We start from the raw sequence: 20,562 nt of genomic DNA, 5'->3' as shown, positions 1-20,562 counted from the left end.
GCATCACATTCTCTAGACATCGATGGCCTGGGCCGAGCCCACCTGCTTGCGCAGCTCGAACTTCTGGATCTTGCCGGTGCTGGTCTTGGGCAGCGGGCCGAAGACCACGGCCTTGGGCACCTTGAAGCCTGCCAGGTGCTTCTTGCAGTGCGCCACGATGTCCTCCACCGTGGTGGTGGCGCCTTCCTTGAGCTCGATGAAGGCGCAGGGCGTCTCGCCCCATTTCGGGTCGGGCTTGGCCACCACGGCGGCGGCCAGCACGGCCGGGTGGCGGTAGAGCGTGTCCTCAACCTCGATGGAGGAGATGTTCTCGCCGCCGGAGATGATGATGTCCTTGCTGCGGTCCTTGATCTTGATGTAGCCGTCCGGGTATTGCACGGCCAGGTCGCCGGAGTGAAACCACCCGCCGGCAAAGGCCTTTTGCGTGGCCTGCGGGTTTTTCAGATAGCCCTTCATGGCGATGTTGCCGCGGAACATGATCTCGCCCATGGTCTCGCCGTCCCAGGGCACGGGCTGCATGGTGTCGGGGTCGAGCACGCAGGCGTCTTGCTCCAGGTGGTAGCGCACGCCCTGGCGCGCGTTGAGCTGGGCGCGCTCGCCGATGTCCAGGGTTTGCCAGTCCTCGTGCTTGGCGCACACGGTGGCCGGGCCATAGACCTCGGTCAGGCCATAGACGTGGGTGAGATCAAAGCCCATTTCCTCCATGCCCTCGATCATCGAGGCCGGCGGCGCGGCGCCGGCGACCATGGCCTTGACGCCGCTGGGCAGGCCGGCCTTCATGGAGGCCGGGGCGTTGACCAGCATGCCGTGCACGATGGGCGCGCCGCAGTAGTGCGTCACGCCGTGTTCGCGCATGGCGTCGAAGATGGCGGCCGGATCGACGCGGCGCAGGCACACGTTCACGCCCGCGCGCGCGGCCACGGCCCAGGGGAAGCACCAGCCGTTGCAGTGGAACATGGGCAGCGTCCACAGATAGACCGGGTGCTTGGGCATGTCCCATTCCAGGATGGCCGAAACGGCGTTGAGCGCCGCGCCGCGGTGGTGGTAGACCACGCCCTTGGGATCGCCCGTGGTGCCGCTGGTGTAGTTCAGGGCGATGGCGTCCCACTCGTCCTCGGGGCGCTGCCAGTTGAATTCGGGGTCGCCGCCGGCGAGGAAGTCCTCATAGTCGATCGCGCCGTCGAGCTGCACGGGCGCGGGGCCGTAGAGCGCGTCCTGCACGGTGATGATGGTCGTCAGGTGCTCGCTCTTGCGCAGCGGCAGGGCTTTGTGGATCAGTCCGGCGAACTCCGGGTCGACGATCAGCGCCTTGGCCTCGCCGTGGTCGAGCATGAAGGCGATGGTTTCAGGGTCCAGCCGGGTGTTGAGCGTGTTGAGCACGCCCCCGGCCATGGGCACGCCAAAGTGCGCCTCCACCATCGGCGGGGTGTTGGGCAGGATCACGGCCACGGTGTCGTTCTTGCCGATGCCCGCTTGCTGCAATGCGCTGGCGAGCTGGCGGCAGCGCGCGTAGGTCTCGCGCCAGTTGCGGCGGATCTCGCCATGCACCACGGCCAGGCGGCCGGGGTAGACCTCGGCGCTGCGCCGGATGTAGTCCAGCGGGGTGATGGCGGTGAAGTTGGCGGCGTTGCGGTCCAGGTGTTGGTCGTAGGCGCTCATGGTGTACAGGTCTTTCTTGGATGATGGAAGTGCTGGCGCAAAAGCCCGCACCGCATGCCGGCAAGGCAGCAGGGGGCGCGCCAAGCGGCGACACAGGCTTGTACTGTGCCGCGCAGGGCTTGGCAATTGGCAGGAACACGGGGGGGGGCCGCCGCTGCGGGAAAACCCGGGCAGGGCGCAGATCAGGACCTGCCCTCAAATCTCAAAGATTTGCCGCGCACCGCGCGCGCCAGGTCGGGGGGCTGCAAGGCGCAAGACGCAGCCGATCGCGCGTGCCATTGCATTGGCTTGCTGGCGCTTGGCTGGTTTGCTGGCGCAGCAGGCCGCCCGATCCTGGGGATGGGCGCGGCGCGCGGTTTTTTGCGGCCAGGTATTCAGGCGGCGGGCGAGCCGGGCAGCGCTGCGGCCAGCGCGGCGCGCACGGCCTCGGTCGATTCGGGCCGCACCAGCTGGGCCTGCACCTGCCCATCGCGCAGCAGGAACAGCGAGGGCCAGAGCTTGACGCCGAACTCCCGCCCCAGCGGGCGGCCCTTGCCGTCCTCGATGCGGATGTGGCGCACCTGCGGGTGCTCGGCCAGCGCCGCCTCCACATGGGCGCGCGCGGCGTTGCAGATGCTGCACCAGTTGGCGCCGAAATCCAGCAGCACCGTGCCGGGCAGCTGCTCGGCCTGGGCGCGGGTCATGGTCTCGGGTTGGTAGTCCTGGCTCATGGGGTCTCCTTGTGGCTGATGGCTTGTGGCTGATGGCCCGTGGCGCAGGCGCGGCACAGGCATTGCTGGGGCTGGGCCTGCCGCGCGCGCGCCAGGGCGGCGGGGGCGATGTGGGTGTGCAGGCACCAGCAATCAAAAGGGTGGGCGGCCGCAGGCGCGGCGCCAGGCCGGGGCGCCATGGCGCAGCCATTGGGCGCGCCGCACAGCGGGCAAAGACCGGCGGGGCTGGCGGGCGGGGCGGGCGGCACGGGGCGCGGGCTCAAACGGGCACGCCCCAGATGTAGCGCACCAGGTGAAAGAAGATCGGCGCGGCAAAGCAGATCGAATCGAGCCGGTCGAGCATGCCGCCGTGGCCTTCGATCATGCTGCCCCAGTCCTTGACGCCGCGATCGCGCTTGATGGCCGACATCACCAGCCCGCCGGCAAAGCCCAGCAGGGTGACGACCAGCGCCATCAGCAGCGCATGCAGCGGGCCAAAGGGCGTGATCCAGTGCAGGGCCGCGCCCAGCAGCGAGGCCAGCAGCACGCCGCCTGCGAAGCCCTCCACCGTCTTGGACGGCGACAGCGCCGGGGCGATCTTGCGCCGGCCCAGCAGCTTGCCGCAGACGTATTGCAGGATGTCCGAGCCCTGCACCACCAGCACCAGCCAGGCGATCAGCAGCAGGTTGCGCCCCTCGTAGCCGGGGATGCTGATGAGCAGCAGCGCGGGCACGGCCGAGATGCAGTAGATCGCGATCATCACCCCCCATTGCACGCTGGAGGCGCGCTCCAGAAAGCGCGTGGTGTCGCCGCCGAGCGCGGCAAAGATCGGCAGCAGCAAGAAGCCGTACACCGGCAGGAAGATGGCCATCATGCCGTACCAGCCGGTGAGGATGAAGAAGTACTGCAGCGGCAGGGCCACGTAAAAGGCCGCCAGCAGCGCAAAGTAGTCCGCGCGGCGCGTGGGCGTGAGCGTGATGAACTCGCGCAGCGCATAGAACGAAATGCCCAGAAACAGCAGCACCACGGCCACGCGCCCCAGCGCAAAGGCCAGGCCCAGCACCAGGATCATGACCCACCAGGCCTTGATGCGGGCGTTGAGGTTGTCGATCACCGCATGGGGCTGCCAGCCCGCGCGCAGCTTGAGCGCAAAGCCCACGGCCGAGGCCAGCAGCATCAGGCCCAGCACCAGGGCCGAGAGCAAGAAGGTCTCACGGCTCATGGCTGGCCCCCTTCTGGCGCGGGCGCCGGTGTCGGCATGGGCTCTGCGGCCGGCGCTGGCCCATCGCCGCGTGGCCCGTCGGCGCTTTCGCCGCCGGCCAGATGCAGCAGGGCCTGGCGGGCGCGCAGCAAAAAGTCCTGTTTCTCCTCGCCGGGCAAGAGCTGCAGCGGCGCGCCGAAGTGCACCGTGCACAGCAGCGGCAGCGGGATCAGCGCGCCCTTGGGCATGACGCGGTTGAGGTTGCCCAGCCAGACGGGCACGATCTCCACCTCCGGGTAGGCCTGGGCCAGGTGGTAGAGCCCGCTTTTGAAGGGCAGCAGGCCTTCGCCCATGTTGCGCGTGCCTTCGGGAAAGAGAATGAGCGAATCGCCCGCCTCCAGCGCGGCCTTGAGCGGCTGCAGCGCATCGGGCCGTGGCGCAGCGGCGGCCTCGGCTGGCGCGGCTGCAGCGCCATGGCCGTCGTGGCCCCCGTTGCCGCCATGGCCTGCGCCGTTGCCGTTGCGCTCGACCAGCACGCCATGGAACACCCGGTCAATGATGTAGCGGCGCAGCCGCCCCTGCAGCCAGTAGTCGGCCCCGGCCACGGGCCGGGTGCGCTTGCGCAGCAGTGGCGGTAGCGAGGCCCACAGCAGCACGAAATCGCTGTGGCTGGTGTGGTTGGCGTAGTAAATGCGCTGCTGCGGCACGGGTGCGCAGCCCAGCCACAGGCTGCGCGCCCCGGTCAAGGCCTTGGCCGCGCCGGTGATGGCGGCGGCGCTGAAGCGGGCCAGGATGCTCATGCGAAAGCTCGCTCTCTCCACACAAGGTGGGCTGGGGTTACAGCTGCTGGGCGTTGAAGGTGTCGCAGGCGTTGGGGTCGCCCGTCTTCAGGCCGATGTGGAACCAGCGCTGGCGCTGCGCGCTGCTGCCGTGGGTGAAGCTCTCGGGCCGCACGACGCGGCCGGCGCCGCGCTGCAGCGCATCGTCGCCAATGCGCGCGGCGGCGTTCATGGCCGCCTCGATGTCGCCCTTCTCCAGGATTTGGCGCTGGCGGTCGGCATGGTGGCCCCAGACGCCGGCATAGCAATCGGCCTGCAGCTCCAGGCGCACGCTCAGCTGGTTGTACTCGGCCTGGCTGATCTGGCCGCGCAGCCGTTCGAGCTTGTGCGTCGTGCCCTGCAGCCGCTGCAGGTGGTGGCCCACTTCGTGCGCAATCACGTAGGCCTGGGCGAACTCGCCCGGCGCGCCCAGGCGGTGCTTGAGCTCGTCGAAGAAGCTCAAATCCAGGTAGATGGTCTGGTCGGCCGGGCAGTAAAACGGCCCGGTGGCCGCCTGCCCCATGCCGCAGCTGGTGGGCGTGGCGCCGCGAAACAGCACCATGCGCGGCTCTTGGTAATTGCGGTAAATGCTGTTCCAGACGTCCTCGGTATCGGCCAGCACGACCTTGGCAAACTGGCTGGAGCGGTCGTCCGGCCCTGGCGCGGGCGCCTGCTGCACCTGCGGGCTGGGCAGGCCCTGCATCAGGCCCAGAATCGTCAAGGGGTTGACGCCAAAAATCCAGCCGGCGACGACGGCGACGATGATCGAGCCAATGCCCAGATTGAGGCCGCCGCCGCGCCGCCCGCCAGCGCCGCGGCGATCTTCCACGTTGCGCGATTGCCGATTGCCTTCCCAACGCATGGTCTGTGTACTCCACAAGTGCAGTCAAAAATATGGCGGGCAAGTGTAGCGCTGGCCGCAAAGCCTGCATCAGGCAAATCCTTGACCCCGCCGGGGCGGCCTGGAAATCTGTGCTACATTGCGCCGCCATGGCATACACCACTTGGTTTGCATTTTTTGGCTTTGATTTCTCTGTCCAAGGCGGATGAGAGGCCCAGTCGCAAACCTGTAAAGCGCCCAAGCTCTAAAAACCGCCGCAGCCCAGCAGCTCCGGCGGTTTTTTCATGGCATGGCGTCTTGCGCCTTTTTCTCTTGCTGTTTTTTTCTTGACCATCCGACCACTTACACGAGGGCACCCATGAACGCTATCGCAACACAAGGCACCGCAGCCTGGCCAGGCGCTGTTGAAAAAACCGGTCAGACAGACAATCAGCGCATTCGGGAAATCACAGTGTTGCCGCCGCCAGAGCATTTGATTCGTTTCTTTCCCATTCAGGGCACCCCGGTGGAGCGCCAGGTGCTGCAGACGCGCCAGCGCATCCGCCACATCATGCACGGCCAGGACGACCGCCTGCTGGTGGTCATCGGCCCGTGCAGCATCCACGATCCGGAGGCGGCGCTCGAATACGCGCGGCGCCTCAAGCCGCTGCGCGAGCAGCTGCAAGACCGCCTGGAGATCGTCATGCGCGTGTATTTCGAGAAGCCGCGCACCACGGTGGGCTGGAAGGGCCTGATCAATGATCCTTATATGGACCAGAGCTATCGCATCGACGAAGGGCTGCGCATTGCGCGCCAATTGCTGATCGACATCAACCGCATTGGCCTGCCCGCAGGCAGCGAATTTCTGGACGTGATTTCCCCGCAGTACATCGGCGATCTGATCGCCTGGGGCGCCATCGGCGCGCGCACCACCGAAAGCCAGGTACACCGCGAGCTGGCCAGCGGCCTGTCGGCGCCCATTGGCTTCAAAAACGGCACCGATGGCAACATCCGCATTGCCACGGATGCGATCATGTCCGCCAGCCGCCCGCACCATTTCCTCTCGGTGCACAAGACCGGGCAGGTGGCCATCGTCACCACCGAGGGCAATGACGATTGCCACGTCATCCTGCGCGGCGGCAAGACGCCCAATTACCAGGCGCAAGACGTGCAGGCGGCCTGCGCCGATCTGGAGAAGGCCAATCTGCCGCCATCGCTGATGGTGGACTGCTCGCACGCCAACAGCAGCAAAAAGCACGAGCTGCAAATGACGGTGGCCAGCGACATCGCCCAGCAGATCGCCGCTGGCTCGCGGGCCATCTTCGGAGTGATGATCGAAAGCCACTTGCAGCCTGGCGCGCAGAAATTCACCCCTGGCGTGGACGATCCGCAACAGCTCGAATATGGCAAGAGCATCACCGATGCCTGCGTGGGCTGGGAGGAATCTACGCAAATCCTGCAGCGCCTGGCGGACGCGGTGCAGCAGCGCCGCAAGAATTGAGCGCTCGCTCGAATCCCCCTGTACGGCCTGCCTGTAGGCGCCTGGGCGCCTGCATCGCCGCTCCCCAAGCGGTCGGATTTTGTTGCCATGCAGGCCCGTATGGTGCGGGCGATGGTTTTCAAGCCTGAAAACGCGGCGATAATGGCAAGTTTGGAAAATGTTGCGAAGCACAATAGGCAGGCGCTGAGCGGGAGCGCCTGCCGCGCCAGTGGCTGGTCGCCATTGGGGATTGCCTGGGGGCAGCCGGCGCCTTGTTGGCGCGTCGCGACCGTATGCATGGCCCATGCCGCCGGGTTTTGATGGTCTCGATGCGCCATGGCCAAGGGGTTTGTAGCCGCGCGCGGGCAAGCTCAGGGGCCGCGCCTGAAAAAGAACGACCGCGCCGCGCCCCGTGGTGAAAGGTGCACAGGCCACTGTGGCGGGCAAAGTCCGCAAGGGCTGTTGCGCAAAGAATTCCCCTGGCGCCCAAAGCCAGCTTTCGATCAATAGTTCAATGACATGACAAGTCCAGATCCTTCAAGCCATGAAACGCAAGAGGACATCCGCTCCAAGCTGTTGTACCTCAAGCAGTGGCCTGATTTTTCCAAGGAATACGATTTGGTTCGCGTAGGCGACATCGCGCGCATTTGCGCGCTGCTGGCGCGCAAGCCGACGGTGGGGTTTTTGGTGCATCGCTCGGTGGACATGCCCAGCCACAAGGTGGAAAAAGTGCTGCGCCAGTTGCAGGAGTCCGGTTGCGTGGACGTGTTCCAGACTGGGCGCGATGCATTGAAGGTTCAGATTCAGACCATGGGCGAGATCCTCTCCGACGCCGGCGATGTGGCGCCCGACGTCGTCGCGACGCAGGAAGAGGCCGCTCCACCGGCCATGCCGACGCCGGCGGGCTCCTTTCTCAAGCGGCTCTGGAAAAAACTCTTGTCTTGATGCCCACCGCCCTCGACCGACGACCGATGGCAGGGCGAACATGGCGCAGCATGCGCTTCGGATGAAAAACTATGGATTGGAATATTGCGGTATTGGGCTCGGTGGGTTCGGGCAAGACGACGGCCATTCGCGCCATCAGCGACATCGAGGTGGTGGACACCGACGTCAAGCCTACCGATGAGGACACCCTGGCCCTGAAGGACACGACCACCGTGGCCATGGACATGGGCGTCATGGAGCTGGGCAGCGGCGACCGCCTGCGCCTGTACGGCGCGCCGGGCCAGGACCGCTTTGACTTCATGTGGGAAATCCTGCTGGAGCAGGCCAAGGGCGCGGTACTGTTCGTGGACCACACGCGGGCCGAGCGTTTCGATGACCTGAGCACCTACCTGGATGCCATCCGCGCGCAAAAGCCCCATGGCGATGCGCCGCTGATCGTTGCCGTGACCCATGCCGAGGCCGACGAGCGCCGCAATCTGGACGAATACCGGCGCTTTTTCAGCCAGCGCAGCAGCTGTACCTGCAGCATTTGCCAGCCCCCCGTGATGTGGTGCGATGCGCGCGAGCAGCGCGACGTGGCTTTGCTGATGGTCGTCATGGCGGCGCTGCTGGAGTCGTTCCACGCCTATCCCGAATCCGTTCTGCACGAGCGCATGAGCAGCTTGCAAGTGAGGGCATGAGCGCCATGGCCGCCACGGTATTGATGCAATTGACGGGCCTGGATGCCTGGTACGGCGACAAGCAGGTGCTGCACGGCATCGATGTGACGCTGCCGGCGCGCGGCTGCACGGCCTTGCTGGGGCCATCGGGCACGGGCAAATCCACCTTGATGCGCTGCATCGATGCCTTCAGCCAAACCGAAGAGCGTCAGTTGCAGGAAGGCAGCTGGCGCGCCAGCTACCAGCAGGGCAGCGTCCCGCACGCGCCGCTGGCGCGCATGCGGGTGCAGCAAAAAGCCCAGCGCCCTGCGGGCATGACGGGGCTGCAATTCTTCGTCGAAGGCCAGGGCCAGAGTGCGCCCAGCGTCATGCAAGCGCTGCGCGGGCTGTTCGCGCAGCTGCAGGAAGGCGATTTGCTGACGCGGCTGTTTGCCAACGTGGCCGAGCTCAGCGATGTGGAATGGGCGCTGTTTTGCATTCTGCGCGCGGCCCAGCGCGCGCCGGACTTGCTCATGCTGGACGAGCCCACCGCCGGCCTGGCAGATGCCGATGCGGCGCGCGTCGTGGCGCTCATCGAGCGTCTGGCGCAAACGCGCGCCATCGTCATCATCACCCACCATGTGCAGCAGGCCAGGGCGCTGGCGCAGCACGTGGTGCTGCTGGGCAATGGCCGGGTGCTGGAGGCCGGGCCCGCAGGGCAATTCTTCGCTGCGCCAGGCACGGCCGCCGGGCAACACTACCTGGCCAATGGCACGCTGCCCGAGCGCAGTGAAAGCGGCGATGGAGAAACCGCGCTGACGGCCAGCCTGATTGAGGAAACCATCGAAACCCTCAGCGCAGGCCGCGTGCCGCGCAACGGCAAGATCAACCCCTTGCTGCCGGCCAGGTTCCGCTGGGTGGTGCCCGACCGGCTCGCTGGCGTGTCCATCCCCGGCCTGCTGCGCGAGGCGCGCCAGGACTTGGCCGGCTTGCAGGGCGCCGGCATCGACACCTTGCTGAACCTGACGGAAACCCCTTTTGACCGGGAGCTGGCGGCGGAATTTGGCATTGACTGCCTGTTCATGCCCATTCCCGACATGACCCCGCCGACCCTGGCGCAGGCCGTGGATTTGTGCGCGCTGCTGGACAAGCAAATGGCCCAAGGCCGCTGCGTGGCCGTGCACTGCAAGGCCGGCCAGGGGCGCACGGGCACAGTGCTGGCGCTGTATCTGATGTGGCGCGCCAAAGGGCAGTGGAGCGGCGAGGATTCGGTCAAGGCCATGCGCCGCATCGACCCAGGCTGGATCCAGTCGGCCTCGCAAGAGGTGTTTCTGTCTGCGTTCGAGCAATTCATTCGCAGAAACGTGACGTTTACATAAAAGCGCTGCGCGCCAGACAGAATTTCCTTACAATCGCGGCTTCGTTCGAGCGCGTTACTGATGTAACAATATTTATTCTTACTTGATCGTGAAAGGTCCCTACGATGTCCCTGGATTCCAGCCTTGAGAAAGCCGTCACCTCCATCCCCGATTGCGTCGCCGCAGGCTATGTGGATCTCGACTCCGGCATGCTGCTGGCGATCAAAACCGTTGACTCCCACGCCCAGGAAGTGATTGACCTGCTCGCTGCCGCCACGGCCGACCTGTTCCAGGGCCCCAACGTGCAGGCGATCGAGAAAATCTTCCGCCGCGTGCGCGGCGTGCAGGAAGATGGCCGTCACTACTTCCAGGAAATCATCGTCAACAGCGACAACCTGCTGCACGTCTTTCTGCGCGGCAAGAACCAATCGCAAGTGGCCACTTTCGTGTGCCGCAAGGGCGCCAACCTGGGCATGGTGCTGACCAAGGCCCGCATGGCGATGCCCTTGATCGAGTCTTCGCTGTAAGCAAAGTCCTTGTGTCGCGCGCTGCATGCAGCGCGCGTTGGTTTCAGCGGCTGTTGGCCAGGGCCTGTTGAGACCATGAGATTCAATGGCGCTGGCCGTTTGCGGTTATTTTTGTTTCCTCACCATGCTGTCACCAGTAATGCAATCGCAGGCGCGAAGCATCTTGCGCGAGCTTCGTGCAGGTTCGGCGCAAATAGAGCTGACGGCGTGGGTGTCATTTGACGGCTTCGTGCTGGCCGCAGCCACTGAGGCCAACGTCAATGCCGACCGCATCGGCGCCATGTGCGCCTCGTTGCTGGCCTTGTCGCGGCGCGCCACCAAGGAAATCGACGTGGGCGAGCTCAAGCAGATCATTCTGGGCGGCAGCAGCGGCATCATGCTGCTGATCGAAGCTGGCACGGGCCGCGCGCTGACGCTCTCGGCCGAGAGCAGCGCCAACCTGGGGCGCATCCTGCTCGATGCCCGCAAGGCCGCCATGCGTCTGGCGGAGCTGGGCGGTTGAGGGCGCTGTGCGCTCTGCCAATGCATACGGCCCGCATCTGCGGGCCGTTGTGTTTTTTGCATTGCATCTGTATCTGCATCTGGCGGGCCGGTTGCCCGCCATCCATCACTGCTGCGCTGCAGGTGGCCGATAGCGCATCAGGCCCTCCTGCGCCACGGAGGCCACCAACTGCCCCTGCTGGTTGTACAGCGCGCCACGCGCAAAGCCGCGTGCGCCGCTGGCCGAAGGCGAATCCATGTCGTAGAGCAGCCACTCGTCGCAGCGAAATGGGCGGTGGAACCACATGGCGTGATCCAGGCTCACGGTCTTGAGCCCCGGCATGCCAAAGTGCAGGCCATGCGGGCGCAGCGCCACGCCCAACAGGCTGAAATCAGAGATATAGGCCAGCAGCGCCTGGTGGATCAGCGGATCGTCCGGCACGGGCGCACAGGTGCGCAACCAGACCTGATTGTTCGGCGGCAGCGGGCCATGCGACTTGGTGGTGCGCGGATCGACGAAGCGAATCTCGAACGGCCGCTGCAGCACGCTGACTGGCGGGTGGCGCGGGTGCGTGTCCTGCGGCGCTGGCGCTGCCGGCATCGGGCTTTGGTGGTCGGCGCCGGGCTCCTCGCGCTGGAACGAGGCCGACATGTGGAAGATGGCGCGCCCGTGCTGCACGCCCACTACTCGGCGCGAAGTAAAACCCTGGCCATCGCGCACCGGATCGACCTCATAGACGATCGGGGCCTGTTTGTCGCCCGGCAACAGGAAATAGCCATGCAGCGAATGCAGCCGGTGCGACTGCACCGTGCGCGCTGCCGCCATCAGCGCCTGGCCCAACACCTGGCCGCCGAACACCGCTGGTGCGCCAATGTCATTGCTCAGGCCGCGAAACAAACGCTTCTCCAGCTGTTCGAGCTGCAATTGCGCAATCAACTGCGTCAGCGCCTGGCGCCGCTGCGCATCGTTGGGGGGGGCGGTGTCAATGTCGGAAGCCATGGGGGAAGAAAACTCGTGCTCACTATTTACATTCAGGGGCGCATCGGCGCACCCGGCAGGCGCATTATCCAGAAAGCCTGCTGCGCGCGGGCGGCGACAATGTCGCCCATGTCGAATGAAACGCCCGCACAGTGCCACGCCCCGCCAGAGCGGCCCGGCTGCGCCCCGCTGCAACGCTTGGATTGGGCCCAGCCCTGGCTCGCCCCCTTCGCCCAACCCCATGGCGTGCCATTGGCCCAGGCCGTGCTCGCGCACGGCCTGCCTGTGCACCAGGCCCTCGATCAAGTGGCGCATCCAGAGCTTGCGGCCACGGCCTCGGGCGCGGGCGATGGCACGGGCCTTGCGCCTGGCCGCCGCGGCGCGCCGCGTTTCGTCGCGCAGCAGCAATTGCCGGCGGGCGCCAGCTACGAAGCCTTCATCCACGCCCACTGGGCCGTGCCCACGCGCGACCACGCGCACGACTTCTTCAACGGCCTGATCTGGCTGCACTTGCCGCGCAGCAAGGCGCGCCTGAACGCCATCCAGACCGAGCAGATCCGCCAGCACGGCATCCAGGGCCGGCGCGGCCCGGTGCGCGATGCCTGCACCCTGTTCGACGAAAACGGCGCGCTGCTGCTGGCCCCCGAGCCGCTGTGGCAAGCCCTGTTGGCGCGCGATTGGCTGGCCCTGTTCTGGACCTTGCGCCCGCTGTGGCGGCAGGCCTTTGTCGTGCTGTTTGGCCACGCGCTGCTGGAGCAACTGTGCGCCCCGCGCAAGCCCCTGTGCGCCCATGTGCTGACACTGCCACTGGCCAGCGACGCGGCGCTGGCCGCCGCATGGCAGGCCGCGCTGGGCCCGGCCACGGCGCCCGCCCAGGCCGCCCCTGAACCCGCAGCCTGCGCGCTGCCCCAATGCCCAGCCCCCTTGCTGGCCGCCTGGGACCAGGCCCTGAGCCAGGCCCTGCAACCCGAGGCCCTGGCGCACAAGCCGCTGACGCCGCTGCCCGTGCTGGGCCTGCCCGGCTGGTGGCCCGCCAACACCCAGCGCGCCTTCTACGAAGACCCCCAGGTCTTCCGCCCGCCCAGGCGATGATGCCGGGCCTACTTGAAAACCGCTGGCGGGCCACCATCTGCCAGTGTTCGCATGGCGCGCAGGCGCCGTGGCCATTTTGACCAAGGAGGTTCCCCACCATGCAACGCATTCTTCTTTTTGTTGCCACCAACCTGGCCGTCGTGCTGGTGCTGGGGGTGGTCACCAGCCTGCTCGGGCTGGATCGCGGCAGCCAGGGTGGCCTGCTGGTCATGGCCTTGGTCATGGGCTTTGGCGGTTCGTTGATTTCGCTGATGTTGTCCAAGACCATGGCCATTCGTGGCATGGGCGTGCGCCTGATCAATGAGCCCAGCAACCGCGATGAGGCCTGGATCGTCGAGACCGTGCGCCGCTTTGCCGACAAGGCCGGCATCCAGATGCCGGACGTGGGCATTTACGATGGGCCGGCCAATGCCTTTGCCACGGGCGCGCGTCGCGATGCGGCGTTGGTGGCCGTCTCCACCGGGTTGCTGCAAAGCATGACGCACGAGGAGGTCGAGGCCGTCATCGGCCACGAGGTGGCCCACGTGGCCAATGGCGACATGGTGACGATGGCGCTGATCCAGGGCGTGATGAACACCTTCGTGATCTACATCTCGCGGGTGGTGGGCGCGCTGGTCGATGCCTTTTTGCAGCGCGGCAATGAGCGCGGCGGCCAGGCGGGCATGGGGCCGGGCTACTACCTGACGGTGTTCGTCATGGATGCGCTGCTGGGCGTGCTGGCGGCGATCATCGTGGCCTGGTTCAGCCGCCGGCGCGAGTTCCGCGCCGATGCGGGCGCGGCGCAGATGATGGGCCAGCCTGTGTCGATGCAGCGCGCGCTGGCGCGGCTGGGCAATATCAACACGCAGGATTTGCCCAAGGGCTTGGCGTCGATGGGCATCTCCGGCGCCATGGGCAAGCTGTTCAGCTCGCATCCGCCACTGGAGGAGCGCATCATGGCGCTGCAACAGCTGCAGTGATGCTGCAATGATGGCTCTTTGGGGCGGTGCTGCCACGGCGCTGGCCGTCCCTGCCCCTGTCCTTCCCAGGCCCGCTGCCCCAGCCATGTGCGTTGGGCCAGCGGGCCTGGCGCCGTTTGGCGCTGGGCGCGGCGCCCTTCCTTTAGGATGCGCGCTGCGCCGCCCCTGCGGCGCGCACTGATTGCGCCACACCATGCTGACCTATCCGAACATCGATCCTGTTGCGTTTTCCCTCGGGCCCCTGTCCGTGCACTGGTACGGGCTGACCTATCTGGTGGGCTTTGTGCTGTTCGTCGTGCTGGGCCGCCTGCGGTTGCGGCACCCGCCGTATGCGCAGCTGGTGCAGCAGGGCCAGTGGCAGGTGCGCGATGTGGAGGATTTGCTCTTCATCGGCGTGCTTTGCATCATCATCGGCGGGCGCCTGGGCTATGTGCTGTTCTACAAGCCGGGCTATTACCTGGCCCACCCGCTGGAGATCCCGCTGATCAACAAGGGCGGCATGGCCTTTCACGGCGCGCTGCTGGGCTCCATCGTGGCCATGGTGTGGTTTGCCGTGACGCGCCGGCGGCCGTTCTGGCAGGTGGCCGATTTCGTCGCGCCGTGCGTGCCGCTGGGCTTTGCCGCCGGGCGCATCGGCAATTTCATCAATGGCGAGCTCTGGGGCCGGCTGGCCCCGCCCGATCTGCCCTGGGGCATGGTGTTCCCGCACAGCGGCAGCATGCAGCCGCGCCATCCCTCGCAGCTGTACCAGTTCCTGCTCGAAGGCGTGTTGCTGTTCGTGATCCTGTGGCTGTTCGCCCGCAGGGAGCACGCCCAGGGCCGGGTGGCGGCGCTGTTCCTGATGGGCTATGGCAGCCTGCGCTTCGTGGCCGAGTTCTTCCGCGAGCCCGATGCCTTCCTGGGCCTGCTGCCGCTGGGCATGAGCATGGGCCAATGGCTGTGCGTGCCGATGATTGCCGCCGGCGCGGGCGTGTGGATTTGGGCCGGGCGGCGCGCGCAGGCTCACTGATGGTGCGCTGATGGCATGTCGATGGCGCGCCCTGGCCCTGGCCGGCTTTACGCCGCCTTTACCCGCAGGACAAACGCCGCGCGGCAAGCCGGGCGATAGTGCCCGGCTGCGCCAATGCCCACTGACTGGAAAGCACCTGCCATGACCACCCCTGTTTTGATGATCGAAGACGATGCGCGCCTGGCGGCCATGGTGTCGGAGTACCTGGCGCAATCGGGCTACTGTGTCGAGCACGCGCCCGATGCCCACACTGGCCTGGCCGCCCTGCAGGGGCGTGGCGCGGGGCCTGCGCCCGAGCTGGTGGTGCTGGATTTGATGCTGCCGGACATGGACGGGCTGGAAGTCTGCCGCAGGCTGCGCGCGCTGCCTGGCGCGGCTGCGCAGCTGCCGGTGCTGATGCTCACGGCCAAGGGCGACCCCATGGATCGCGTCATCGGCCTGGAGATCGGCGCGGATGATTACCTGCCCAAGCCCTTCGAGCCGCGCGAGCTGCTGGCGCGCATCCGCGCCCTGCTGCGCCGCCGCCAGGCCGGCGCCGTGCAGCAGGCCGTGCCCGAGACCATGCGCTTTGGCTCGCTGGAGATCGACCGCAGCGCGCGCACGGTGACGATTGCCGCGCAGCCCGTGGAGCTGACCTCCTACCAGTTCGACCTGCTGGTGACGCTGGCCGAGCGCGCCGGGCGCGTGCTCACGCGCGATCAAATCATGGAGGCCGTGCGCGGCCGTGAGCTCGAAGCCTTTGACCGCTCCATCGACGTGCACATCGGCCGCATCCGCGCCGCCATCGAAAGCGATCTGAAGAACCCGCGCCGCATCCTCACCGTGCGCGGCGTGGGCTACGTGTTCGCCAAGCAGCAGGACTGAGCTGCCCCCCGCCTGCGGCGGCCGCGCCCCGTTTTCCCAGCACTGGTTTTTGCACTGCCCATGCCGCTTCGCAACCCCTTTTCCCAGCGCATGTACCTGCGCATCTGGTTGGCCGTGGTTGGCTGCGTGGCCGTGCTCATGCTGGCCGTGGGCTGGGGCTGGCGCGTGGCCGAGGAGCGCCGCGAACAGGCGCGCGTGATCGCGCCGCGCGAGGTGGTCATCAGCCGCGTGGACCGCAGCGAGCCGCCCATCCGCGGCGTTTCGGTCTTCATCCCCAGCGACGAGCCGGGCTTCAAGCTCGGCATCACCACTGAGCAAGGGCGCGAATACATCGCCAGCTTCGCGCCGCGCAACGACCGCCCGCCGCGCCCGCCGCAAAACGGCTGGGCCTTCTGGGCGCTGCCGCCCTTTGGCTACCTGTGGCTGCTGGGCCTGGTGGGCCTGTCGGTGATCATCGGCGTGTTCCCCATCATCCGCCACCTGATGAAGCGCCTGGAGACGCTGCGCCTGGGTGTGCAGAAATTCGGCGAGGGCGACCTCAGCGTGCGCATCCCCGTCGATGGCCAGGACGAGGTGGCCGAGCTGGCCGGCCAGTTCAACGCCGCCGCCGCGCGCATCCAGACCCTGGTGCGCTCGCACAAGGCGCTGCTGGCCAATGCCTCGCACGAGCTGCGCTCGCCGCTGGCGCGCATCCGCATGGGCCTGGAGCTGGCCGAGCACGGCCGGCCCTCGGGCGCGGCGCGCCAGGAAATCCAGCGCAACATCGCCGAGCTGGACCAGCTCATCGACGAAATCCTGCTGGCCAGCCGCCTGGACTTGGCCGAAGACTCGGCGCTGGCGCTCGAAGCCGTGGACCTCATCGGCCTGGCGGCCGAGGAAAGCGCCCGCATCGGCGCGGAGATGGACATCGACACCACCGCCAGCGACGCCGCCGCGCCGGACATGGACATCCTGGGCGACGCCAAGCTGCTGCGGCGCGCGCTGCGCAACCTGCTGGAAAACGCGCGCCGCTACAGCCAGGGGCCGATCGAGCTGGTGCTGCAGGAGCAGGGCGCGCACATCGCCATCCACGTGCACGACCGCGGCCCCGGCGTGCCCGAGGCGCTGCGCGAGCGCATCTTCGAGCCCTTCTACCGCGCCCCCGGCGCCAGCGAGCGCAGCGGCGGCGTGGGCCTGGGCCTGGCGCTGGTCAAGACCATTGCGCAGCGCCACGGCGGCAGCGTGCGCTGCGCAGCGCGCCCAGGCGGTGGCAGCAGCTTCACGCTGACCCTGCCGCGCATGGCCCAGCCCGCCGCCCCAGCCGTAGGCTTTGGGCTGAAGTGAACCCAGGGCGATTTGCTCGGGTTCAGGCCGCGGCCGCAGCCCGCGTGAAGATAATGCGCGCTTCGTTTTTCGCCGGGTGCGCATGCCATCGTTGCCTTGCGCGGCCCGCCTTCAGGAGTCTTCATCCATGTCCCAGCCCAACGCCTCGGCCCAGCAAGTGCGGCCGTGGCTGATCGCCTTGCAGAAAACCATCGTCGATGCCTTGCAGCACATCGAAGACCAGGCCGGCAGCGGCGTGCAGTTCGTGCGCGAGCCCTGGCAGAAATCGGCCGACGAGCCGCTGCAGGGCGATGGCATCACCTGCATCATCGAAGGCGGCCAGGTGTTCGAGCGCGCCGGCTGCGGCTTCTCGCACGTGCGCGGCGCGGCGCTGCCGCCATCGGCCACGCAAAAGCGCCCCGAGCTGGCCGGCGCCCCCTTCGAGGCGCTGGGCGTGTCGCTGGTGTTCCACCCGCGCAACCCCTACGTGCCCACGGTGCACATGAACGTGCGCATGCTTTCGGCCCAACCCGCGCAGGGCCAGGCGGTGAGCTGGTTTGGCGGCGGCATGGACTTGACGCCCTACTACGCCTATGAGGAGGACGCGCAGCACTTTCACCGCGTCTGCCAGGCCAGCCTCGCGCCCTTCGGCGCCGACAAATACCCGCGCTTCAAGGCCTGGTGCGACGACTACTTCTGCCTCAAGCACCGCGCTGAGCAGCGCGGCATCGGCGGCATCTTCTATGACGATCTGTCCGAGTTGGGCTTTGACGGCGGCTTTGCGCTGATGCAGTCCGTGGGCGAGCATTTTCTGCAGGCCTACCTGCCCATCGTCGAGCGGCGCATGCACCAGCCCTGGGGCGAGCGCGAGCGCGCCTTCCAGCTCTACCGCCGCGGGCGCTACGTGGAGTTCAACCTGGTCTTCGACCGTGGCACGCACTTCGGCCTGCAATCGGGCGGGCGCACCGAATCGATTTTGCTGTCCATGCCGCCGCTGGCCAGCTGGGCCTATCAGCAGCGCTTTGAGCCCGGCTCGCCCGAGGCCGAGCTGACGCAGAAATTCCTCGTGCGCCGCGACTGGCTGGGGCAGGGCTGAGCGCCTGCCCGAGGCGATCGCCGCAAAGGGCTGCGGTACACTGGCGCGCCAGGCCTTCTCCAGGCCCTTGACCGCATTGATTCGCACACCGCACACCGCATGAAAATCCTCAGTGAGACCACCGCCAAACGCCATCTGAGCAAGCTGCAGGCCGCCATCGTCGATGGCCTGGAAGACGTCAAGGCGCAGGACATTCAGGTGTTCGACACGGCGCACCTCTCGCCCCTGTTCGAGCGCGTCATCGTCGCCACCGCCACCTCCTCGCGCCAGACCAAGGCGCTGGCGGCCAGCGTGCGCGACAAGGTGCGCGAAGCCGGCTTTGACAAGCCGCGCGTTGAAGGCGAGGACAACGGCGAATGGGTCATCGTCGATTGCGGCAGCATCGTCGCGCACATCATGCAGCCGGCCATTCGGCAGTACTACCGCCTGGAAGAAATCTGGGGCGACAAGCCCGTCAAAAAGGCCAAGCCCAAGGCCCAGCCCGCCGCCGCCGCTGCCGAGGACGCCGCCGCAGGCGATGCCAAGGCCCCGGCCAAGCGCCCGCTCGCCGCCAAGAAGGCCGCAGTGAAAAAAACGGCCGCCAAGACCGCCGCAAAGGCCACCACCAAGACCGCCGCAAAAACTGCAGCAAAGACCACGGCAAAAACCACTGCGAAAAGCGCAGCCAAGGTGCCCGCCAAAACCGCGACAAAAGCCGCGGCAAAAACCGCAGTGAAAACCCCTGCCAAGACGGCAGCCAAAACCCCCGCCGCCAAGGCCCCGGTGAAAAAGCTCACCGTCAAGACCACCAAGGCCGCCGCCAAGAAAAGCCCCGCTGCCGCAGCGAAAAAAACCGCTGCCCGCAAGGCTGGCGCATAAGCCCTGAGAACCTCTGTTCAAAATCTCTGCACGGTGTGCACGAAGCGGATTTGGGCGGTCTGCTGCGTTACAAAGCCTCGCCATAGCTTCGGCTATGGCTGCGTTTTGCGCCTTGCTGCCCATCCCAAACCGTTTCCTGCCCACTCGCACCGAGATTTTGAACAGGTTCTGGGCGCCAGGGGGCTCGGCAGCGGCGCGCCAGCCCTCCTACAATCTGGCGCCATGAACTCTGTACTCGCCTCCCCCGCGCTGCACACGGCGGCCAGCGTGCCTGCCGCCGCAGCGGCCAATCCATTTGCACAGGCCGGCCTGCCCGAGCCCACCAGCACCGAAGAGCGCCTGGCGCTGGCGCAGCAATGGCTGCTGGAGCCCTACGGCCTGCAGGAGCGCCATCTGCATGAAGCCCTGGCGCACATCCGCCAGCGCCAGGTGGACGACGCCGACCTGTACTTCCAATACACCCGCCACGAAGGCTGGAGCCTGGAGGAAGGCATCGTCAAGACCGGCTCCTTCAGCATCGACCAGGGCGTGGGCGTGCGCGCCGTGGCTGGCGAGAAAACCGCCTTTGCCTACTCTGACGACCTCTCGCCCGCCGCGTTGATGGACGCCGCCGCCACGGTGCGCGCCATCGGCGCTGGCCGCGCCAGCGGCGCGCGCGCGCGCGTGGGCGCGCGCCGCATCGCCCCCAGCCGCGCGCTGTACCCGGCGCTGGACCCGATCGGCACGCTGGGCAGCGAGCAAAAGGTGGCGCTGCTGGGCCAGGTTGAGCAATTGGCGCGCGCGCGCGATCCGCGCATCGTGCAGGTCATGGCCGGGCTGGCCAGCGAATGGGACGTGGTGCTCATTGCCCGCGCCGATGGCACGCTGGCGGCCGATGTGCGGCCACTGGTGCGGCTGTCGGTCACCGTCATCGCCCAGCAGGGCCAGCGCCGCGAAGTCGGCACGGCCGGCGGCGGCGGGCGGTTTGGCCTGGCCTATTTCGACACCGAATTGGTGCAGGAATATGTGGACAAGGCCGTCGATGCCGCGCTGACCAACCTGCAGGCGCGCCCCGCGCCGGCAGGCGAGATGACCGTGGTGCTCGGCCCGGGCTGGCCCGGCGTGCTGCTGCACGAGGCCGTGGGCCACGGGCTGGAGGGCGACTTCAACCGCAAGGGCTCCAGCGCCTTCAGCGGCCGCATCGGCCAGCGCGTGGCGGCCAAGGGCGTGACCGTGCTGGACGACGGCACCATCGCCCAGCGCCGCGGCTCGCTCAACATCGACGACGAAGGCCATGCCACGCAGCGCAACGTGCTGATCGAGGACGGCATCCTGGTGGGCTACCTGCAGGACGCCATGAACGCGCGCCTGATGAACACCGCGCCCACCGGCAACGGCCGGCGCGAAAGCTACGCCCACATCCCCATGCCGCGCATGACCAACACCTACATGCTCGGCGGCCCCTACGAGAGCGCCGAAGTCATCGCCAGCATCGAGCGCGGCCTGTACGCCACCAACTTCGGCGGCGGCCAGGTGGACATCACCTCGGGCAAATTCGTCTTCAGCGCCAGCCAGGCCTGGTGGGTCGAGAAAGGCAAGCTGCTCTACCCCGTCAAGGGCGCCACCATCGTCGGCAACGGCCCCGAGGCCCTCAAGCGCGTGAGCATGATCGGCAACGACGTGCGCCTGGACAGCGGCGTGGGCGTGTGCGGCAAGGAAGGCCAGAGCGTGCCCGTGGGCGTGGGCCAGCCCACCTTCCGCATCGAAGGCCTGACCGTTGGCGGCACGGTGTAAGAACCTGCCAGAAAG

Annotated in this window: 21 protein-coding genes; 14 read left to right on the top strand and 7 right to left on the bottom strand. The window is 67.1% G+C overall.

Annotation, left to right across the window (positions count from 1 at the left end):
• Positions 1-12: 12 nt before the first annotated feature.
• The 6 genes from CK625_RS08565 to ypfJ all read right to left on the bottom strand — a co-directional run bounded on the left by CK625_RS08565 (position 13) and on the right by ypfJ (position 5,229).
• A complete protein-coding gene (locus CK625_RS08565) occupies positions 13-1,659 on the bottom strand; it encodes an acyl-CoA synthetase (RefSeq protein ID WP_095539901.1) in 1,647 nt (548 codons plus the stop codon).
• A 374-nt stretch (positions 1,660-2,033) separates the two neighbouring features.
• Positions 2,034-2,369 (bottom strand): thioredoxin family protein, encoded by a 336-nt coding sequence (locus CK625_RS08560; protein WP_095539900.1) that lies wholly within the window; start codon positions 2,367-2,369, stop codon positions 2,034-2,036.
• Positions 2,366-2,617 (bottom strand): cysteine-rich CWC family protein, encoded by a 252-nt coding sequence (locus CK625_RS08555; protein WP_143326235.1) that lies wholly within the window; start codon positions 2,615-2,617, stop codon positions 2,366-2,368. Before CK625_RS08555 ends, CK625_RS08560 begins: the two co-directional genes overlap by 4 nt.
• Before the next feature lie 11 nt (positions 2,618-2,628).
• Positions 2,629-3,570, bottom strand: a complete 942-nt coding sequence (locus CK625_RS08550) for a phosphatidate cytidylyltransferase (protein ID WP_095539898.1) — start codon at positions 3,568-3,570, stop codon at positions 2,629-2,631.
• Positions 3,567-4,349: a lysophospholipid acyltransferase family protein gene (locus tag CK625_RS08545; protein ID WP_095539897.1), complete on the bottom strand. Its 783-nt coding sequence runs from the start codon at positions 4,347-4,349 to the stop codon at positions 3,567-3,569. Before CK625_RS08545 ends, CK625_RS08550 begins: the two co-directional genes overlap by 4 nt.
• Before the next feature lie 37 nt (positions 4,350-4,386).
• The gene (gene ypfJ, locus CK625_RS08540; protein WP_095539896.1) at positions 4,387-5,229 is read right to left on the bottom strand and encodes a KPN_02809 family neutral zinc metallopeptidase; all 843 of its coding nucleotides are present in this window, start codon (positions 5,227-5,229) and stop codon (positions 4,387-4,389) included.
• Between the two features lie 337 nt (positions 5,230-5,566).
• On the opposite strand from ypfJ, the gene CK625_RS08535 reads away from it, so the two are divergent.
• The 6 genes from CK625_RS08535 to CK625_RS08510 all read left to right on the top strand — a co-directional run bounded on the left by CK625_RS08535 (position 5,567) and on the right by CK625_RS08510 (position 10,637).
• Positions 5,567-6,688, top strand: coding sequence for a 3-deoxy-7-phosphoheptulonate synthase (locus CK625_RS08535; protein WP_095539895.1), 1,122 nt, complete (start codon positions 5,567-5,569; stop codon positions 6,686-6,688).
• A 498-nt stretch (positions 6,689-7,186) separates the two neighbouring features.
• Positions 7,187-7,612, top strand: a complete 426-nt coding sequence (locus tag CK625_RS08530) for a hypothetical protein (protein ID WP_143326234.1) — start codon at positions 7,187-7,189, stop codon at positions 7,610-7,612.
• 71 nt (positions 7,613-7,683) lie between these two features.
• Positions 7,684-8,292, top strand: a complete 609-nt coding sequence (locus CK625_RS08525) for a GTP-binding protein (protein ID WP_122243951.1) — start codon at positions 7,684-7,686, stop codon at positions 8,290-8,292.
• Positions 8,289-9,629 (top strand): ATP-binding cassette domain-containing protein, encoded by a 1,341-nt coding sequence (locus CK625_RS08520; protein WP_095539893.1) that lies wholly within the window; start codon positions 8,289-8,291, stop codon positions 9,627-9,629. Before CK625_RS08525 ends, CK625_RS08520 begins: the two co-directional genes overlap by 4 nt.
• Before the next feature lie 104 nt (positions 9,630-9,733).
• Positions 9,734-10,135: a hypothetical protein gene (locus CK625_RS08515; RefSeq protein WP_095539892.1), complete on the top strand. Its 402-nt coding sequence runs from the start codon at positions 9,734-9,736 to the stop codon at positions 10,133-10,135.
• 85 nt (positions 10,136-10,220) lie between these two features.
• Positions 10,221-10,637 (top strand): roadblock/LC7 domain-containing protein, encoded by a 417-nt coding sequence (locus CK625_RS08510; RefSeq protein WP_343030384.1) that lies wholly within the window; start codon positions 10,221-10,223, stop codon positions 10,635-10,637.
• 105 nt (positions 10,638-10,742) lie between these two features.
• On the opposite strand, the gene CK625_RS08505 is transcribed toward CK625_RS08510, so the two are convergent.
• Positions 10,743-11,615: an acyl-CoA thioesterase gene (locus CK625_RS08505; RefSeq protein WP_095539890.1), complete on the bottom strand. Its 873-nt coding sequence runs from the start codon at positions 11,613-11,615 to the stop codon at positions 10,743-10,745.
• Between the two features lie 108 nt (positions 11,616-11,723).
• Between CK625_RS08505 and CK625_RS08500 the strand changes: the two genes are divergently transcribed.
• From CK625_RS08500 to tldD, 8 genes are all read left to right on the top strand, one after another.
• Entirely contained in the window at positions 11,724-12,686 is a 963-nt protein-coding gene (locus CK625_RS08500) for a DUF3025 domain-containing protein (protein WP_095539960.1), read from the top strand.
• Positions 12,687-12,784: 98 nt separating this feature from the next.
• Positions 12,785-13,645 (top strand): protease HtpX, encoded by an 861-nt coding sequence (htpX, locus tag CK625_RS08495; RefSeq protein ID WP_095539889.1) that lies wholly within the window; start codon positions 12,785-12,787, stop codon positions 13,643-13,645.
• Positions 13,646-13,838: 193 nt separating this feature from the next.
• On the top strand, positions 13,839-14,654 hold the full coding sequence (gene lgt, locus CK625_RS08490; protein ID WP_095539888.1) for a prolipoprotein diacylglyceryl transferase: 816 nt from the start codon (positions 13,839-13,841) through the stop codon (positions 14,652-14,654).
• 141 nt (positions 14,655-14,795) lie between these two features.
• Complete coding sequence (locus tag CK625_RS08485; RefSeq protein ID WP_095539887.1) at positions 14,796-15,518, top strand: response regulator; 723 nt, start codon at positions 14,796-14,798, stop codon at positions 15,516-15,518.
• Between the two features lie 60 nt (positions 15,519-15,578).
• A complete protein-coding gene (locus tag CK625_RS08480) occupies positions 15,579-16,841 on the top strand; it encodes an ATP-binding protein (protein WP_095539886.1) in 1,263 nt (420 codons plus the stop codon).
• Between the two features lie 127 nt (positions 16,842-16,968).
• Positions 16,969-17,916, top strand: a complete 948-nt coding sequence (hemF, locus tag CK625_RS08475) for an oxygen-dependent coproporphyrinogen oxidase (protein WP_095539885.1) — start codon at positions 16,969-16,971, stop codon at positions 17,914-17,916.
• 99 nt (positions 17,917-18,015) lie between these two features.
• Positions 18,016-18,774: a ribosome silencing factor gene (rsfS, locus tag CK625_RS08470; RefSeq protein WP_095539884.1), complete on the top strand. Its 759-nt coding sequence runs from the start codon at positions 18,016-18,018 to the stop codon at positions 18,772-18,774.
• Positions 18,775-18,996: 222 nt separating this feature from the next.
• The gene (tldD, locus tag CK625_RS08465; RefSeq protein ID WP_095539883.1) at positions 18,997-20,547 is read left to right on the top strand and encodes a metalloprotease TldD; all 1,551 of its coding nucleotides are present in this window, start codon (positions 18,997-18,999) and stop codon (positions 20,545-20,547) included.
• The last annotated feature ends 15 nt before the right edge of the window (positions 20,548-20,562 follow it).

It is taken from the genome of Vandammella animalimorsus (genome assembly GCF_002285265.1).
Classification (GTDB): domain Bacteria; phylum Pseudomonadota; class Gammaproteobacteria; order Burkholderiales; family Burkholderiaceae_C; genus Lampropedia.
Note: the sequence above shows the minus strand (reverse complement) of the source record. Positions and strands in the feature narration are given on the sequence as shown.

Excerpts from the sequence above, each read along its gene's own strand:
- CK625_RS08565 (WP_095539901.1), bottom strand. The coding sequence starts at position 1,659 with ATGAGCGCCTACGACCAACACCTGGACCGCAACGCCGCCAACTTCACC.
- CK625_RS08560 (WP_095539900.1), bottom strand. The coding sequence starts at position 2,369 with ATGAGCCAGGACTACCAACCCGAGACCATGACCCGCGCCCAGGCCGAG.
- CK625_RS08550 (WP_095539898.1), bottom strand. The coding sequence starts at position 3,570 with ATGAGCCGTGAGACCTTCTTGCTCTCGGCCCTGGTGCTGGGCCTGATG.
- CK625_RS08545 (WP_095539897.1), bottom strand. The coding sequence starts at position 4,349 with ATGAGCATCCTGGCCCGCTTCAGCGCCGCCGCCATCACCGGCGCGGCC.
- ypfJ (WP_095539896.1), bottom strand. The coding sequence starts at position 5,229 with ATGCGTTGGGAAGGCAATCGGCAATCGCGCAACGTGGAAGATCGCCGC.
- CK625_RS08535 (WP_095539895.1), top strand. The coding sequence starts at position 5,567 with ATGAACGCTATCGCAACACAAGGCACCGCAGCCTGGCCAGGCGCTGTT.
- CK625_RS08530 (WP_143326234.1), top strand. The coding sequence starts at position 7,187 with ATGACAAGTCCAGATCCTTCAAGCCATGAAACGCAAGAGGACATCCGC.
- CK625_RS08525 (WP_122243951.1), top strand. The coding sequence starts at position 7,684 with ATGGATTGGAATATTGCGGTATTGGGCTCGGTGGGTTCGGGCAAGACG.
- CK625_RS08520 (WP_095539893.1), top strand. The coding sequence starts at position 8,289 with ATGAGCGCCATGGCCGCCACGGTATTGATGCAATTGACGGGCCTGGAT.
- CK625_RS08515 (WP_095539892.1), top strand. The coding sequence starts at position 9,734 with ATGTCCCTGGATTCCAGCCTTGAGAAAGCCGTCACCTCCATCCCCGAT.
- CK625_RS08510 (WP_343030384.1), top strand. The coding sequence starts at position 10,221 with ATGGCGCTGGCCGTTTGCGGTTATTTTTGTTTCCTCACCATGCTGTCA.
- CK625_RS08505 (WP_095539890.1), bottom strand. The coding sequence starts at position 11,615 with ATGGCTTCCGACATTGACACCGCCCCCCCCAACGATGCGCAGCGGCGC.
- CK625_RS08500 (WP_095539960.1), top strand. The coding sequence starts at position 11,724 with ATGTCGAATGAAACGCCCGCACAGTGCCACGCCCCGCCAGAGCGGCCC.
- htpX (WP_095539889.1), top strand. The coding sequence starts at position 12,785 with ATGCAACGCATTCTTCTTTTTGTTGCCACCAACCTGGCCGTCGTGCTG.
- lgt (WP_095539888.1), top strand. The coding sequence starts at position 13,839 with ATGCTGACCTATCCGAACATCGATCCTGTTGCGTTTTCCCTCGGGCCC.
- CK625_RS08485 (WP_095539887.1), top strand. The coding sequence starts at position 14,796 with ATGACCACCCCTGTTTTGATGATCGAAGACGATGCGCGCCTGGCGGCC.
- CK625_RS08480 (WP_095539886.1), top strand. The coding sequence starts at position 15,579 with ATGCCGCTTCGCAACCCCTTTTCCCAGCGCATGTACCTGCGCATCTGG.
- hemF (WP_095539885.1), top strand. The coding sequence starts at position 16,969 with ATGTCCCAGCCCAACGCCTCGGCCCAGCAAGTGCGGCCGTGGCTGATC.
- rsfS (WP_095539884.1), top strand. The coding sequence starts at position 18,016 with ATGAAAATCCTCAGTGAGACCACCGCCAAACGCCATCTGAGCAAGCTG.
- tldD (WP_095539883.1), top strand. The coding sequence starts at position 18,997 with ATGAACTCTGTACTCGCCTCCCCCGCGCTGCACACGGCGGCCAGCGTG.